This window comes from Brevibacterium marinum (assembly GCF_011927955.1).
In the GTDB taxonomy this organism is placed as follows: Bacteria; Actinomycetota; Actinomycetes; order Actinomycetales; family Brevibacteriaceae; genus Brevibacterium; species Brevibacterium marinum.
Map to the genome: position 1 here is coordinate 4,119,775 of NZ_JAATJN010000001.1, position 17,986 is coordinate 4,137,760.

The following is a 17,986-nucleotide window of genomic DNA, read 5'->3' on the forward strand; positions in this document are numbered from 1 at the left end:
TCAGTTCACCCCTTCCGTGGCCAGCTGGGATTCGACGATCTCCTGGTAGGTCGGGTTCGTCTCGACGAGCTCCTCGTGTGTTCCACGGCCGACGATCCGGCCTTCGTCGAGGACGATGATCTGATCGGCGTCTCGGATCGTCGAGACACGCTGAGCCACCACCACAACTGTCGAATCCCCGGTCGTCTGGTCGAGAGCACGCCTCAGGCGGGCGTCGGTGGCCACGTCGAGGGCAGAGAACGAATCGTCGAAGACGTAGATCCGCGGTTTCGCCGCCAGGGCTCTGGCGATGCAGAGCCTCTGCCTCTGCCCGCCGGAGTAGTTGGTGCCGCCCTGGGCGACGGCCTCCTCGAGCCGGTGGGTCTTGTCGGCGACGAAGTCGTCTGCCTGCGCGGTTTGCAGTGCTTGCCACAGATGTGTGTCATCGGCGGATTCGTTCCCGAAGCGCAGGTTGGAAGCGATCGTGCCGGAGAACAGATAGGGCTTCTGCGGCACCAGGCCGACCAGCTGTGCCAGTTGCTGCCGGTTGAGCCGGCTCACGGGCAAGCCGTCGATGAGCACCTCTCCCGCCTCGGGATCGAGCAGACGAGGGATGAGATTGACGATGGTGGACTTGCCGGCCCCAGTGGCGCCGATGATCGCGGTCGTCGTTCCCGGTCGTGCGGTGAAGCTGAGATCCTCGAGGACGGGGACCTCGGCGCCGGGATAACCGAAGGTGACGTTGCGGAACTCGAGGTCACCTCGGCGAGGGAGTTCTTCGACTCCGTCCGGGACGAGCATGGACGTCGTGGAGTCGAGGACTTCGGCGATGCGTTCGGCGCAGACGACGGCACGGGGAATCATCATCATCATGAACACGCCCATCATCACGGCTACGAGGATCTGCAGCAGGTACTGCAGGAACGCCGTCAGCGATCCGACCTCCATCTGACCCGCGTCCACGCGATGACCGCCGAACCACAGCACCGCGGCGGTGGCGAGGTGGAGGATCATCATGATCGCAGGGAACATCAGCACGAAGAGGTTGCCGACCTTGACCGAGGTCTCGGTGAGTGCCCGGTTGGCATCCGCATAGCGGTCGGCTTCGAAGGGCTCACGCACGAACGCGCGGATGACCCTGATGCCGGTGATCTGCTCGCGCAGCACACCGTTGATGTCGTCGACCTGTTCCTGCATCCTGCGGAACAGAGGCATCAGCAGGTACACGAGGATGCCGACGACGATGAACAGCGTCGGCACGGCCACCCACACCAGCCAGGACAGTCCGACATCCTCGCGCAGTGCCATGATGATCCCGCCGATGCACATGATCGGTGTGGAGACCATGAAGTTCAGGGTCATGAGCACCAGCATCTGGACCTGCTGGACGTCGTTGGTGTTGCGTGTGATGAGGGTGGCACTGCCGAATCTGCCGACTTCGAGGGTAGAGAGTTCGTCGACCTTGCTGTAGATGGCTCGCCGCAGATCTCGGCCCACGCCCATTCCCGTTCGGGCGCCGAAGAAGATGGCGGTCACCGCCGTGACGACCTGAACCAGGCAGACGATGAGCATCGTCATTCCGGTCGACCAGATGAAGTCGGTATCGCCTTTGGCCACTCCCTGGTCGATGATCTGCGCATTCAGGCTCGGCAGAAACAGGGCTGCGATGGTTGCGGCCAGCTGCAGGACTACGACGAAGACGATGTAGAGCCAGTAGGACCGTGCGTATTTCAGGGACAGGTGCAATAGGGCCACGTTGGACGTCCAGAGTGTTTAATGGTCCGCGAGGACGCGATGTGATATTCGAAAGCGCAACAGGTCATCCTACATGAATTTCCCTCCCGACCAACAGCTGCATGCGATTCTTCCCGTGCCCACAGTCCATCACAAGGCACTGACACAGACATCGACGCAGACGGATCCCGGGGGTGGTCGCAGCACAGACCTCGTTGGTGGATGGGCGTGCCTCCTCGCTTATCGGACGGACACCTTTAGTCTTGAAATCATGAGCACAACTTTGCAGGACCTCGTCAATCGCGCCGTCTTCTTCTCCACCGAGATGCAGACGCACTTCGGCGCCCTGATCGCCGATGCGGAATGGGAGGTCGACTTCACCTCTGATCCGCATCTGACCTTCACCTCCTCCGACGGGACTGTCCTACGCGGCCGCCCGCATCTGCTCGGCTCGGAGTCGAGCGGGCAGAGTACGTGGCTGTGGGGCTGGGACAACATCAATGAGTTCCCCGAGTCGGTCGTCGGCCTGGCCCACGATATTCGCAAATTCGGCGCCGCCGAGGAGGTTGCTGAGTTGGTCACGGCCGAGCTCGAGCTCGATGAGGAGCTGGCTCTGCGACTGACGCTGGCGTCGAAGGAGGCGACGGGAAAATGGGCTCACTATCCGGCCGCGGCAGGTGCGGGGACGACGGTGTGGCTGCTTGTAGACGCCCCGGAGCTGACCCTGCCCGAACCGCGCGTAAAGACCACGGTGCGCGCGCTCATGCAGGGACTGACGCAGACGACGGTGACGGATCATCGCGCCGCGCTCGAGACGTACGTCGACAAGCGGAACATTCCCACCGCGGAACTGTCCGAGGGCGGACTGCGCCTGCTCTTCGCCGACGGCGCGGCCGACCTGTCCTTCGACGAACAGCGCCGTATCTCCAACTGTGAGATCGGTGCACCACTCGAGAGTGAAGCCGCCGAACAGTACGCGCAGGCCACCGGGACGGCCCCAGGGGAGACGACAGCAGCGGACACGGCTGCTCCGGCCCCCGAGGCCGGTGAGAAGACACCAGCCCCGGCACCAAGTCCAGCGGCCGAACCCGCAGGTGCGGCACAGCAACGTGGCGAGGATGACACTGCAGCCGGCGTAGGTGCAACGGCGTCGGCATCGACGGAGCCGACACCTGCCGATGCGACGCCCGAGCAGTCGGAAGCGATGACATCACCCCCTTCCACCGCCGAGGTGGCCCCGTCCGACGACGGTGCACAAGGTGCCGTTAGTCCCACGTCCGAGTCCGGATCCGAGGAGCAGACGGTCGAGGAGCGCGAGGCTGACACCGCCGCTGAGGATGAGTCCCAGGATAATGGCCGCACGCCGGGTGCCACAGAGGAAAAGTCTGAGGAGCCCAAAAAGAAGAAGGGCCTGTTCTCGAAGCTCTTCGGCCGCTGATCGAACAGGCAGCGTGACGCTGCCTGGCTTCACGCGATCCCCGGCTGAACACACGGTCGTCCAGGTACCGTCGTTCAGGATCGGGGGTGCGAGTCAGATCGAGCCCGTTGCCGGTCGCTGGGCCGTCTCCGGAGTCCGGAGTCATCGCTGGCGTACGATCGCCAATATGGGTGAGCTCCATCAGGGGGTGCGAGGGAGTATCCTGCTCGTCGAAACGTGCCCGCTCAAGGCAGCTCCGGAGTTTCGACCGGAGTGGAATCGGCAGGGGCGAGGGATATCCGGGATGAGGAGATGACCTCATAGGGCTCGTCTCCCCCGTGCTTCACGAGCGCGTCGGCGTAATCGGGCAGCGCCACCGCCTCCGAAGCCCGGCCGAAAGTAATGAGGATGCCACTACTCCAAGTGGGTGGGGCCTCCGTGGACCCGCGGCCAGGGCCGATACCGGTGCCCCTCCACGACACCAGTCACCACCCACTGATATCAGTGGCCAGAAGACGAAACACCACCCCACACCACAAAAAAGAAGAAGGGGCCCCGTCCATACGGACAGAGCCCCTCCTTCACAAATTTATTGCGGCGGCAACCTACTCTCCCACAACCACCAAGTTGCAGTACCATCAGCGCGCATGGGCTTAGCTACCGGGATCGGAACGGTTAACCGGGCGTTTCCCCACCACTATCACCACCGCAAAACCACCAGACCACCACTCATCCGAACAACCACATGCTCAAAGAATGAAAGTAGCAGTCCAAGAACCGCACAGCGAACGCGAACACCACCATGCAACATAACCGTCACACATGACTCTCGTACAAACCTCAAAGCATTACCCGCACACACCACCCCCACAAAAGAAAAGGGTTATGTGAGTGATCGGCGTATTAGTACCAGTCAACTCCACACCTCACAGTGCTTCCATACCCGGCCTATCAACCCCATCATCTATGGGACACCTCACCCCAACAAAGGGCTGGAAATCTCATCTCGAAGCAGGCTTCCCGCTTAGATGCTTTCAGCGGTTATCCATCCCGAACGTAGCCAACCAGCCATGCACCTGGCGGTACAACTGGCACACCAGAGGTTCGTCCGTCCCGGTCCTCTCGTACTAAGGACAGGCCTCCACAAATTTCCTACGCACGCAGCGGATAGGGACCGAACTGTCTCACGACGTTCTAAACCCAGCTCGCGTACCGCTTTAATGGGCGAACAGCCCAACCCTTGGGACCGACTACAGCCCCAGGATGCGACGAGCCGACATCGAGGTGCCAAACCATGCCGTCGATATGGACTCTTGGGCAAGATCAGCCTGTTATCCCCGAGGTACCTTTTATCCGTTGAGCGACCACGCTTCCACAAGCCATGGCCGGGTCACTAGTCCCAGCTTTCGCTCCTGCTCGACACGTCCGTCTCACAGTCAAGCTCCCTTGTGCACTTACACTCGACACCTGATTGCCAACCAGGCTGAGGGAACCTTTGGGCGCCTCCGTTACTCTTTAGGAGGCAACCGCCCCAGTTAAACTACCCATCAGGCACTGTCCCTGAACCCGATCAGGGTCCGAAGTTAAGGAATCCAGAATGGTCAGAGTGGTATTTCACCGATCGACTCCACCCCAACTAGCGTCGAGGCCTCATAGTCTTCCACCTATCCTACACAAACCACACCGAAGCCCAATACCAAACTATAGTGAAGGTCTCGGGGTCTTTCCGTCCTGCTGCGCGTAACGAGCATCTTTACTCGTAATGCAATTTCGCCGAGTTCGTGGTTGAGACAGCAGAGAAGTCGTTACGCCATTCGTGCAGGTCGGAACTTACCCGACAAGGAATTTCGCTACCTTAGGATGGTTATAGTTACCACCGCCGTTTACTGGGGCTTAAATTCTCCGCTTCACAGGAAACCTGTTAACGGGTCCTCTTAACCTTCCAGCACCGGGCAGGCGTCAGTCCGTATACATCGACTTACATCTTCGCACGGACCTGTGTTTTTAATAAACAGTCGCTTCTCTCTGGCCTCTGCGACCACCACCAGCACATCCCACCGCTCAGGGTGGTTCACCGGGATGGTCCCCCTTCTCCCGAAGTTACGGGGGCATTTTGCCGAGTTCCTTAACCACGATTCTCTCGATCACCTTAGTATTCTCTACCTGACCACCTGTGTCGGTTATAGGGTACGGGCAACACACACCCTCACGCCGATGCTTTTCTCGGCAGCATAGGATCACCAGATCACCCCACCACTGTGGGGCGCCCATCAGCTCTCACACCACATGCGGGGACGGATTTGCCTACCCCCACGTGCTACAACCTTAGACCACGACTACCATCGCGTGGCCTGGCTACCTTCCTGCGTCACACCTCGCGCTTACCGACTCCACACTCAGGTCCCACCCCACACACCAACCAGACATCCGAAGACGCCACGGGTGAGTGAGGAAGTTAGTTTCGTGTGTTTTGGTATTGTCGGTTGTGTGTCGGTACCAGAATATCAACTGGTTGTCCATCGACTACGCCTGTCGGCCTCGCCTTAGGTCCCGACTTACCCAGGGCGGATTAGCCTAGCCCTGGAACCCTTGGTCATCCGGTGGACGGGTTTCTCACCCGTCTTTCGCTACTCATGCCTGCATTCTCACTCGTACCGGCTCCACCACTCGTTCACACGGCAACTTCACAGCCAGCACGACGCTCCCCTACCCAACACCCCACCATTACGGCTTATTCGGGATGCTGCCACAACTTCGGCGGTGTACTTAGCCCCGCTACATTATCGGCGCTCAATCACTTGACCAGTGAGCTATTACGCACTCTTTCAAGGATGGCTGCTTCTAAGCCAACCTCCTGGTTGTCTTCGCAACTGAACATCCTTTCCCACTCAGCACACGCTTAGGGGCCTTAGTTGATGGTCTGGGCTGTTTCCCTCTCGACAATGAAGCTTATCCCCCACTGTCTCACTGCCACGCTGAACCTTACCGGCATTCGGAGTTTAGTTGACGTCAGTAACCCGGTGGGGCCCATCAGCCATCCAGTAGCTCTACCTCCGGCAAGAACCACGCAACGCTGCACCTAAATGCATTTCGGGGAGAACCAGCTATCACAGAGTTTGATTGGCCTTTCACCCCTAACCACAGGTCATCCCCTCCATTTTCAACTGAAGTGGGTACGGGCCTCCACGCGCTCTTACACACGCTTCACCCTGCCCATGGCTAGATCACTCCGCTTCGGGTCTAGGACACGCGACTATACCGCCCTGTTCGGACTCGCTTTCGCTACGACTACCCCACAACGGGTTAATCTCGCCACGCACCGCTAACTCGCAGGCTCATTCTTCAAAAGGCACGCCATCACCCCAACAACGGGGGCTCTGACGGATTGTAAGCACATGGTTTCAGGTACTCTTTCACTCCCCTCCCGGGGTACTTTTCACCATTCCCTCACGGTACTATCCGCTATCGGTCATCAGGAAGTATTTAGCCTTACCAGGTGGTCCTGGCAGATTCACACGACATTCCACGAGTACCGTGCTACTCGGGCACGCACGCAACGCCGGCGCCACATGTTTCGCCTACGGGACTCTCACCCACTCCGGTCCTGGATCCCACCAGATTCGACTACACGCACCACACTCAACGTCTCGGCCATGCTGGACCGAACCACGCACACCCCTACAACACCCAGCCAGCAACACCAGCACGCTTGACACTGACAAGGTTTAGGCTCATCCGGTTTCGCTCGCCACTACTCCCGGAATCATTCTTATTTTCTCTTCCTACGGGTACTGAGATGTTTCACTTCCCCGCGTTCCCTCCACACATCCTATACATTCAGATGCGGGTCACCACCCTCACGAGTGGCGGGGTTTCCCCATTCGGACACCCTCGGATCACAGCCCGTTTATCGGCTCCCCGAGGCTTATCGCAGATTTCCACGTCCTTCATCGGCTCCTGATGCCAAGGCATCCACCATGCGCTCTTACACACTCACACACCCCCTCTAGAGGGTTGTATGCGTATGCGCGAAAAAACACTCTAAGATTTCACAAGAAAAATCACATTACATCACAACCCACGAATGGGTTGTGGATGCTCGCGTCCACTATACGATTCTCAAACCACTACCAAACACCACCCCAGACCACACAACCATCGGCTGCCGGACCAGGACGGGTCGGTCCTGTTGGAAGAAACCACACCCACACACACAGTGCGGGGCTTGTGATTCCAGGACCCAATAACGTATCTGCTCTAGCCCACCCCCGAAACCTCGTCGACAGGGCAGGTACCCCAACGACGCTGGTAGGTGTGAGCGATAATAGTGATGTTCCACCCATGAGCTCCCACCAGACAACACGAACGGCTGCCTCGATGGGGTTCTAAATGTGCGCTCCTTAGAAAGGAGGTGATCCAGCCGCACCTTCCGGTACGGCTACCTTGTTACGACTTAGTCCCAATTGCCAGTCCCACCTTAGACGGCCCCCTCCACAAGGGTTGGGCCACCGGCTTCGGGTGTTACCGACTTTCGTGACTTGACGGGCGGTGTGTACAAGGCCCGGGAACGTATTCACCGCAGCGTTGCTGATCTGCGATTACTAGCGACTCCGACTTCACGTAGTCGAATTGCAGACTACGATCCGAACTGAGACTGGCTTTAAGGGATTCGCTCAAACCTCACGGTCTCGCATCTCTCTGTACCAGCCATTGTAGCATGCGTGAAGCCCAAGACATAAAGGGCATGATGATTTGACGTCATCCCCACCTTCCTCCGAGTTGACCCCGGCAGTCTCCTATGAGTTCCCACCATCACGTGCTGGCAACATAGAACGAGGGTTGCGCTCGTTGCGGGACTTAACCCAACATCTCACGACACGAGCTGACGACAACCATGCACCACCTGTACACCAGCCCCAAAAGGGAAAGACTGTTTCCAGCCCAATCCGGTGTATGTCAAGCCTTGGTAAGGTTCTTCGCGTTGCATCGAATTAATCCGCATGCTCCGCCGCTTGTGCGGGCCCCCGTCAATTCCTTTGAGTTTTAGCCTTGCGACCGTACTCCCCAGGCGGGGCACTTAATGCGTTAGCTACGGCGCGGAGAACGTGGAATGTCCCCCACACCTAGTGCCCAACGTTTACGGCATGGACTACCAGGGTATCTAATCCTGTTCGCTCCCCATGCTTTCGCTCCTCAGTGTCAGTTACAGCCCAGAGTCCCGCCTTCGCCACCGGTGTTCCTCCTGATATCTGCGCATTTCACCGCTACACCAGGAATTCCAGACTCCCCTACTGCACTCTAGTCAGCCCGTACCCACTGCACGCGCAACGTTAAGCGTTGCGTTTCCACAGCAGACGCGACCAACCACCTACGAGCTCTTTACGCCCAATAATTCCGGACAACGCTTGTACCCTACGTATTACCGCGGCTGCTGGCACGTAGTTAGCCGGTACTTCTTCTGCAGGTACCGTCACCGTCAGGCTTCTTCCCTGCTGAAAGCGGTTTACAACCCGAAGGCCGTCATCCCGCACGCTGCGTCGCTGCATCAGGGTTTCCCCCATTGTGCAATATTCCCCACTGCTGCCTCCCGTAGGAGTCTGGGCCGTGTCTCAGTCCCAGTGTGGCCGGTCGCCCTCTCAGGCCGGCTACCCGTCGTCGCCATGGTAGGCCATTACCCCACCATCAAGCTGATAGGCCGCGAGCCCATCCCCAACCGAAAAAACTTTCCAGCACCACCCATGCGGGCCATGCTCATATCCGGTATTAGACCCAGTTTCCCGGGCTTATCCCGAAGTCAGGGGCAGGTTACTCACGTGTTACTCACCCGTTCGCCACTCATCCACCCCGGTGCAAGCACCAGGGCTTCAGCGTTCGACTTGCATGTGTTAAGCACGCAGCCAGCGTTCGTCCTGAGCCAGGATCAAACTCTCCATAAAAAATTATGTTCCAGTACTAATCCCAGCAAGACAGCCAACCAAGCCACGGGGTGACCCAGCTGACCACAAACCACGACCCAACCCACGAACCAGCCCCCGAAGCAGGGACCAGGCTCACATGGTTGAACCGTGTGATTGTCTCACCAGAAAACAAATCATTCTGGCATCACTATCTGTTCAAACAAATACGCTATTGGATTCTCAAACCACAAACACACACCCATCACCACAACCGCACAAACGATCACGTTCACTGGGGGCGCCAGTTTCAAATTATCGCTCCCCGACCGCGTGTAAACCAGTCAACCAAACCCTGTTTGTGCTGGTCACACCCGGTGAAAACCAATCTCGAAGAACTCGTTTTCTGCGGGGCAACGAGATACAACTCTAGACCAGACGAACAGCCACGTGCAACTCCAAACCCGATCTCGCACAGTGACCCCCACCACACCGCCACCGTAAAGCCGAAAAGATGCCTCCGGCATTCAGTACGCACGACGGAGCACATCGCGAATCCGTCCGAGCTGGACATCGATCGCGTCTCCCACCGCTTCCTTCTCTGCGGACGGAATCGACATCGCCGGTACGAGATTGCGCCAACCGGCGACCGCCTCGGCGACCTCATTCAGAATCTCTCGCGCGGCGTGAGTCGTGAGGTGGCACAGCGGAGCCAGCTCGAGCAGTGCTTCAGGCTCTTGGTCCGCCTCTGTCGCACCGTTGATCGCTGTCTGCCGTTCGACGACAAGCGACGGCTCAGGATTGATGTCGAAGACGGGGCTGAGCTCCCAGCCCGCTTCGCCACGCAGGAATCCGTGGTTGCGCAGGTGATCGTCGGTGTTGTGAATGGCGACGGAGAACGCAACACGCCGATACAGGGCAGCGCAGTCAGACCGCCACTGTCGACTCACGTCTTCGATCGCCTCAACGATGTCCAGATAGTCCGCTGGATCACCATCACGCAGCCCCGCACCTGTCATTGCGCTCATGTAGCCGATGCGATGGTCGTTGAACCGGTCGAAACGACCGAGGACCAACACAGGCCGGTCTTCAATGCTCAGCAGACGAGTCTTCGGCACATCTATGCCCGCCCGCATCGCCAGCTCGAGGGCAAGTGCTTCCCAGCCGATGACATTCCACTCGTCGGTGGATCGTGAGAACTTCGCTATCATCAGACTCCCGTCGTCGCCGGCCACTGAGGCCTTGGGTCGAGCACCCCCGAGCGAACCGGTACCAGCGTCAAGCAGCCGTTTGATCGCGACGTGCGAACCCTCCGCGGCGTCATCGGCAGCACGTTGCAGCTCGGGGAGCGACACCATCTTCGGCACGTGACCGTCGGCGCCGAGGTGTTCGGCATCGGCTGAGCGCCTGAACCGGAGCGCGCCCTGTCTGGTCGTGTCACTGACGCCGAGCAGATAATCGACTTCGGTGAGTCGGCGATCGCGAGCCGCTCCATCGCTGACCATCTTCCGATGCTGCTTGGCCACCAAGTTCCGACCCCACCTGTCGGGTGCACAGTCGCCGAAGGCACCCGGCAGTCCGGGAACAGTGAAAGGCGCTGTCGACAACGGAAGTTCGGGATCAATCGAATAGGCCCCACGGTGAGTCAAGTACTCGTCCGCGTATTTGAAGGTCGTCGATATCTGGGTTCGCGAAATATGAAAGTACGCAGTTCCCACGAATAGGGGCTGTCCGTCTCCGTCCATTTCGACGCGGATCTGCTCGCTCATCGACGGATCCGATCGGGCAGGCTCTCCGCGGACCGCAGCCGGCCCAAGTCCGTGCTGAGTGGGTCGAACGCTTCAGCTACATGGTCGAGTTGTCCCAGTGATTGCATCACGGACATCACAGCACCGATAGAGACTCCGGGGTCTCCACGTTCGATCTTCTGCAGTGTCGACCGGGAAATACCGGCGCGTTCGGCAAGCTCCTCTGCCCTGAGTTCTTGCATCAGACGCCAGCGACGCACCGACCCGCCCATATCGCCGAGCCGACGTCCGACTCTTCTCGTTATATCCACAGTGTTCCTTAATGAGTAATTTTCAACTCGCCAAATACCTTAATGAACAGAATACGCGACGTTACGAGGTGCATCAATTGCCTGCCGTACGTGGGTCTTGACCTGGACTTCAGCGACCAGCGGTCGGACTCTACGATCTTCACATGTATATCTGCTCTGATTCGACTGCCCGGAGCTCGAATCGAGGACCGACTCCGGTTCGGCACTCCTACCAGGTCGCTGAGTCGGCCTGCGCGAAGAACTATTGAGCATCTTGTTGCCTCACTGCGCCGGCGACCTTCACCAAGCCATATTCGACTGAGGGGACTGATGCATAGAAGGGAGAGAGGGTGAGAGGGTGAGTATCATACGGCGAGGACAGCCGGCTCTATAGAGCGACAGGTATTGTGCGCGCCGAGGCCATTCACAGACCGGTTGAGGGGTCGACAACACCTGCGAGGACATCGTTCCTTACGCCACGTGTGGGCCTCTGGACATAGGCAACGGATACGAGGGCCGCGGTAATCTGGAGGCCGTGTGCTGGTTCCTCGGCGTGCCCGCAACCTGAGCAGCAATCGGTTTGAGTTCCCCTCCCGAAGTGGGTGGGGCCTCCGTGGACCCGCGGCCAGGGCCGATACCGGTGCCCCTCCACGACACCAGTCACCACCCACTGATATCAGTGGCCAGAAGACGAAACACCACCCCACACCACAAAAAAGAAGAAGGGGCCCCGTCCATACGGACAGAGCCCCTCCTTCACAAATTTATTGCGGCGGCAACCTACTCTCCCACAACCACCAAGTTGCAGTACCATCAGCGCGCATGGGCTTAGCTACCGGGATCGGAACGGTTAACCGGGCGTTTCCCCACCACTATCACCACCGCAAAACCACCAGACCACCACTCATCCGAACAACCACATGCTCAAAGAATGAAAGTAGCAGTCCAAGAACCGCACAGCGAACGCGAACACCACCATGCAACATGACCGTCACATGTGACTCTCGTACAAACCTCAAAGCATTACCCGCACACACCACCCCCACAAAAGAAAAGGGTTATGTGAGTGATCGGCGTATTAGTACCAGTCAACTCCACACCTCACAGTGCTTCCATACCCGGCCTATCAACCCCATCATCTATGGGACACCTCACCCCAACAAAGGGCTGGAAATCTCATCTCGAAGCAGGCTTCCCGCTTAGATGCTTTCAGCGGTTATCCATCCCGAACGTAGCCAACCAGCCATGCACCTGGCGGTACAACTGGCACACCAGAGGTTCGTCCGTCCCGGTCCTCTCGTACTAAGGACAGGCCTCCACAAATTTCCTACGCACGCAGCGGATAGGGACCGAACTGTCTCACGACGTTCTAAACCCAGCTCGCGTACCGCTTTAATGGGCGAACAGCCCAACCCTTGGGACCGACTACAGCCCCAGGATGCGACGAGCCGACATCGAGGTGCCAAACCATGCCGTCGATATGGACTCTTGGGCAAGATCAGCCTGTTATCCCCGAGGTACCTTTTATCCGTTGAGCGACCACGCTTCCACAAGCCATGGCCGGGTCACTAGTCCCAGCTTTCGCTCCTGCTCGACACGTCCGTCTCACAGTCAAGCTCCCTTGTGCACTTACACTCGACACCTGATTGCCAACCAGGCTGAGGGAACCTTTGGGCGCCTCCGTTACTCTTTAGGAGGCAACCGCCCCAGTTAAACTACCCATCAGGCACTGTCCCTGAACCCGATCAGGGTCCGAAGTTAAGGAATCCAGAATGGTCAGAGTGGTATTTCACCGATCGACTCCACCCCAACTAGCGTCGAGGCCTCATAGTCTTCCACCTATCCTACACAAACCACACCGAAGCCCAATACCAAACTATAGTGAAGGTCTCGGGGTCTTTCCGTCCTGCTGCGCGTAACGAGCATCTTTACTCGTAATGCAATTTCGCCGAGTTCGTGGTTGAGACAGCAGAGAAGTCGTTACGCCATTCGTGCAGGTCGGAACTTACCCGACAAGGAATTTCGCTACCTTAGGATGGTTATAGTTACCACCGCCGTTTACTGGGGCTTAAATTCTCCGCTTCACAGGAAACCTGTTAACGGGTCCTCTTAACCTTCCAGCACCGGGCAGGCGTCAGTCCGTATACATCGACTTACATCTTCGCACGGACCTGTGTTTTTAATAAACAGTCGCTTCTCTCTGGCCTCTGCGACCACCACCAGCACATCCCACCGCTCAGGGTGGTTCACCGGGATGGTCCCCCTTCTCCCGAAGTTACGGGGGCATTTTGCCGAGTTCCTTAACCACGATTCTCTCGATCACCTTAGTATTCTCTACCTGACCACCTGTGTCGGTTATAGGGTACGGGCAACACACACCCTCACGCCGATGCTTTTCTCGGCAGCATAGGATCACCAGATCACCCCACCACTGTGGGGCGCCCATCAGCTCTCACACCACATGCGGGGACGGATTTGCCTACCCCCACGTGCTACAACCTTAGACCACGACTACCATCGCGTGGCCTGGCTACCTTCCTGCGTCACACCTCGCGCTTACCGACTCCACACTCAGGTCCCACCCCACACACCAACCAGACATCCGAAGACGCCACGGGTGAGTGAGGAAGTTAGTTTCGTGTGTTTTGGTATTGTCGGTTGTGTGTCGGTACCAGAATATCAACTGGTTGTCCATCGACTACGCCTGTCGGCCTCGCCTTAGGTCCCGACTTACCCAGGGCGGATTAGCCTAGCCCTGGAACCCTTGGTCATCCGGTGGACGGGTTTCTCACCCGTCTTTCGCTACTCATGCCTGCATTCTCACTCGTACCGGCTCCACCACTCGTTCACACGGCAACTTCACAGCCAGCACGACGCTCCCCTACCCAACACCCCACCATTACGGCTTATTCGGGATGCTGCCACAACTTCGGCGGTGTACTTAGCCCCGCTACATTATCGGCGCTCAATCACTTGACCAGTGAGCTATTACGCACTCTTTCAAGGATGGCTGCTTCTAAGCCAACCTCCTGGTTGTCTTCGCAACTGAACATCCTTTCCCACTCAGCACACGCTTAGGGGCCTTAGTTGATGGTCTGGGCTGTTTCCCTCTCGACAATGAAGCTTATCCCCCACTGTCTCACTGCCACGCTGAACCTTACCGGCATTCGGAGTTTAGTTGACGTCAGTAACCCGGTGGGGCCCATCAGCCATCCAGTAGCTCTACCTCCGGCAAGAACCACGCAACGCTGCACCTAAATGCATTTCGGGGAGAACCAGCTATCACAGAGTTTGATTGGCCTTTCACCCCTAACCACAGGTCATCCCCTCCATTTTCAACTGAAGTGGGTACGGGCCTCCACGCGCTCTTACACACGCTTCACCCTGCCCATGGCTAGATCACTCCGCTTCGGGTCTAGGACACGCGACTATACCGCCCTGTTCGGACTCGCTTTCGCTACGACTACCCCACAACGGGTTAATCTCGCCACGCACCGCTAACTCGCAGGCTCATTCTTCAAAAGGCACGCCATCACCCCAACAACGGGGGCTCTGACGGATTGTAAGCACATGGTTTCAGGTACTCTTTCACTCCCCTCCCGGGGTACTTTTCACCATTCCCTCACGGTACTATCCGCTATCGGTCATCAGGAAGTATTTAGCCTTACCAGGTGGTCCTGGCAGATTCACACGACATTCCACGAGTACCGTGCTACTCGGGCACGCACGCAACGCCGGCGCCACATGTTTCGCCTACGGGACTCTCACCCACTCCGGTCCTGGATCCCACCAGATTCGACTACACGCACCACACTCAACGTCTCGGCCATGCTGGACCGAACCACGCACACCCCTACAACACCCAGCCAGCAACACCAGCACGCTTGACACTGACAAGGTTTAGGCTCATCCGGTTTCGCTCGCCACTACTCCCGGAATCATTCTTATTTTCTCTTCCTACGGGTACTGAGATGTTTCACTTCCCCGCGTTCCCTCCACACATCCTATACATTCAGATGCGGGTCACCACCCTCACGAGTGGCGGGGTTTCCCCATTCGGACACCCTCGGATCACAGCCCGTTTATCGGCTCCCCGAGGCTTATCGCAGATTTCCACGTCCTTCATCGGCTCCTGATGCCAAGGCATCCACCATGCGCTCTTACACACTCACACACCCCCTCTAGAGGGTTGTATGCGTATGCGCGAAAAAACACTCTAAGATTTCACAAGAAAAATCACATTACATCACAACCCACGAATGGGTTGTGGATGCTCGCGTCCACTATACGATTCTCAAACCACTACCAAACACCACCCCAGACCACACAACCATCGGCTGCCGGACCAGGACGGGTCGGTCCTGTTGGAAGAAACCACACCCACACACACAGTGCGGGGCTTGTGATTCCAGGACCCAATAACGTATCTGCTCTAGCCCACCCCCGAAACCTCGTCGACAGGGCAGGTACCCCAACGACGCTGGTAGGTGTGAGCGATAATAGTGATGTTCCACCCATGAGCTCCCACCAGACAACACGAACGGCTGCCTCGATGGGGTTCTAAATGTGCGCTCCTTAGAAAGGAGGTGATCCAGCCGCACCTTCCGGTACGGCTACCTTGTTACGACTTAGTCCCAATTGCCAGTCCCACCTTAGACGGCCCCCTCCACAAGGGTTGGGCCACCGGCTTCGGGTGTTACCGACTTTCGTGACTTGACGGGCGGTGTGTACAAGGCCCGGGAACGTATTCACCGCAGCGTTGCTGATCTGCGATTACTAGCGACTCCGACTTCACGTAGTCGAATTGCAGACTACGATCCGAACTGAGACTGGCTTTAAGGGATTCGCTCAAACCTCACGGTCTCGCATCTCTCTGTACCAGCCATTGTAGCATGCGTGAAGCCCAAGACATAAAGGGCATGATGATTTGACGTCATCCCCACCTTCCTCCGAGTTGACCCCGGCAGTCTCCTATGAGTTCCCACCATCACGTGCTGGCAACATAGAACGAGGGTTGCGCTCGTTGCGGGACTTAACCCAACATCTCACGACACGAGCTGACGACAACCATGCACCACCTGTACACCAGCCCCAAAAGGGAAAGACTGTTTCCAGCCCAATCCGGTGTATGTCAAGCCTTGGTAAGGTTCTTCGCGTTGCATCGAATTAATCCGCATGCTCCGCCGCTTGTGCGGGCCCCCGTCAATTCCTTTGAGTTTTAGCCTTGCGACCGTACTCCCCAGGCGGGGCACTTAATGCGTTAGCTACGGCGCGGAGAACGTGGAATGTCCCCCACACCTAGTGCCCAACGTTTACGGCATGGACTACCAGGGTATCTAATCCTGTTCGCTCCCCATGCTTTCGCTCCTCAGTGTCAGTTACAGCCCAGAGTCCCGCCTTCGCCACCGGTGTTCCTCCTGATATCTGCGCATTTCACCGCTACACCAGGAATTCCAGACTCCCCTACTGCACTCTAGTCAGCCCGTACCCACTGCACGCGCAACGTTAAGCGTTGCGTTTCCACAGCAGACGCGACCAACCACCTACGAGCTCTTTACGCCCAATAATTCCGGACAACGCTTGTACCCTACGTATTACCGCGGCTGCTGGCACGTAGTTAGCCGGTACTTCTTCTGCAGGTACCGTCACCGTCAGGCTTCTTCCCTGCTGAAAGCGGTTTACAACCCGAAGGCCGTCATCCCGCACGCTGCGTCGCTGCATCAGGGTTTCCCCCATTGTGCAATATTCCCCACTGCTGCCTCCCGTAGGAGTCTGGGCCGTGTCTCAGTCCCAGTGTGGCCGGTCGCCCTCTCAGGCCGGCTACCCGTCGTCGCCATGGTAGGCCATTACCCCACCATCAAGCTGATAGGCCGCGAGCCCATCCCCAACCGAAAAAACTTTCCAGCACCACCCATGCGGGCCATGCTCATATCCGGTATTAGACCCAGTTTCCCGGGCTTATCCCGAAGTCAGGGGCAGGTTACTCACGTGTTACTCACCCGTTCGCCACTCATCCACCCCGGTGCAAGCACCAGGGCTTCAGCGTTCGACTTGCATGTGTTAAGCACGCAGCCAGCGTTCGTCCTGAGCCAGGATCAAACTCTCCATAAAAAATTATGTTCCAGTACTAATCCCAGCAAGACAGCCAACCAAGCCACGGGGTGACCCAGCTGACCACAAACCACGACCCAACCCACGAACCAACCCCCACCACAAAAGCAGGGAACCAGGCTCACCAGGTTGAACCGTGTGATTGTCTCACCAGAAAACAAATCATTCTGGCATCACTATCTGTTCAAACAAATACGCTATTGGATTCTCAAACCACAAACACACACCCATCACCACAACCGCACAAACGATCACGTTCACTGGGGGCGCCAGTTTCAAATTATCGCTCCCCGACCGCGTGTAAACCAGTCAACCAAACCCTGTTTGTGCTGGTCACACCCGGTGAAAACCAATCTCGAAGAACTCGTTTTCTGCGGGGCAACGAGATACAACTCTAGACCAGACGAACAGCCACGTGCAACTCCAAACCCGATCTCGCACAGTGACGCCCACCACACCGCCACGCGCGGCGTGGGTTGAAGGTGTGCAGATCCCCGCTGGCGCCCGGTTCTGCCGGTGCTACCGACGTTGCATGACCGCGGAAAATGCTTCCCCTCATACCGAGAATGACTCGTCACCGATAGCTGTCATCGCCGGAGCCTCCGGTTTCATCGGCAGATCTCTCTTCACGCCCCTGCGGACGTGGGGCCATCAGATGAGTATCGTCGGCCGGTCTACTTCCTCCGACGCCCATGTCTCCAGGATCGATCCTGCGGGCATCGCTGCCCTGGTCGACGGCGCCGACCTGCTCATCAACCTCGCCGGCCGCAGCGTGGGGTGCCGATACAACGAAGCCAACAGGACGCTGGTTCG

The 17,986-nt window shown here is 57.9% G+C and carries 5 protein-coding genes and 6 rRNA genes; 1 reads left to right on the plus strand and 10 read right to left on the minus strand.

From position 1 onward, the window contains the following. Positions 1–1,734 carry an ABC transporter transmembrane domain-containing protein gene (locus BKA07_RS18520; protein ID WP_167952579.1) on the minus strand — a complete coding sequence of 578 codons (1,734 nt, stop codon included), beginning with the start codon at positions 1,732–1,734 and terminating at the stop codon, positions 1–3. 250 nt (positions 1,735–1,984) lie between these two features. On the opposite strand from BKA07_RS18520, the gene BKA07_RS18525 reads away from it, so the two are divergent. Beyond that, the gene (locus BKA07_RS18525; protein WP_167952581.1) at positions 1,985–3,151 is read left to right on the plus strand and encodes a DUF6882 domain-containing protein; all 1,167 of its coding nucleotides are present in this window, start codon (positions 1,985–1,987) and stop codon (positions 3,149–3,151) included. A gap of 224 nt (positions 3,152–3,375) precedes the next feature. On the opposite strand, the gene BKA07_RS19650 is transcribed toward BKA07_RS18525, so the two are convergent. The 9 genes from BKA07_RS19650 to BKA07_RS18565 form a co-directional block, all read right to left on the minus strand. Further along, positions 3,376–3,507: a hypothetical protein gene (locus BKA07_RS19650; RefSeq protein ID WP_280712884.1), complete on the minus strand. Its 132-nt coding sequence runs from the start codon at positions 3,505–3,507 to the stop codon at positions 3,376–3,378. 215 nt (positions 3,508–3,722) lie between these two features. Further along, positions 3,723–3,841: ribosomal RNA gene (rrf, locus tag BKA07_RS18530) — 5S ribosomal RNA — on the minus strand. Between the two features lie 172 nt (positions 3,842–4,013). Then, positions 4,014–7,129, minus strand: a 23S ribosomal RNA gene (locus BKA07_RS18535). A gap of 405 nt (positions 7,130–7,534) precedes the next feature. Then, a 16S ribosomal RNA gene (locus BKA07_RS18540) occupies positions 7,535–9,066 on the minus strand. Together the 16S, 23S and 5S rRNA genes form the textbook arrangement of a ribosomal RNA operon. A 485-nt stretch (positions 9,067–9,551) precedes the next feature. Beyond that, the gene (locus BKA07_RS18545; protein WP_167952583.1) at positions 9,552–10,793 is read right to left on the minus strand and encodes a type II toxin-antitoxin system HipA family toxin; all 1,242 of its coding nucleotides are present in this window, start codon (positions 10,791–10,793) and stop codon (positions 9,552–9,554) included. Then, complete coding sequence (locus BKA07_RS18550) at positions 10,790–11,044, minus strand: helix-turn-helix domain-containing protein (protein ID WP_167953397.1); 255 nt, start codon at positions 11,042–11,044, stop codon at positions 10,790–10,792. Before BKA07_RS18550 ends, BKA07_RS18545 begins: the two co-directional genes overlap by 4 nt. A gap of 785 nt (positions 11,045–11,829) precedes the next feature. Beyond that, positions 11,830–11,948, minus strand: a 5S ribosomal RNA gene (gene rrf, locus BKA07_RS18555). Positions 11,949–12,120: 172 nt separating this feature from the next. Then, positions 12,121–15,236, minus strand: a 23S ribosomal RNA gene (locus BKA07_RS18560). Positions 15,237–15,641: 405 nt separating this feature from the next. Then, positions 15,642–17,173, minus strand: a 16S ribosomal RNA gene (locus BKA07_RS18565). Between the last annotated feature and the right edge of the window lie 813 nt (positions 17,174–17,986).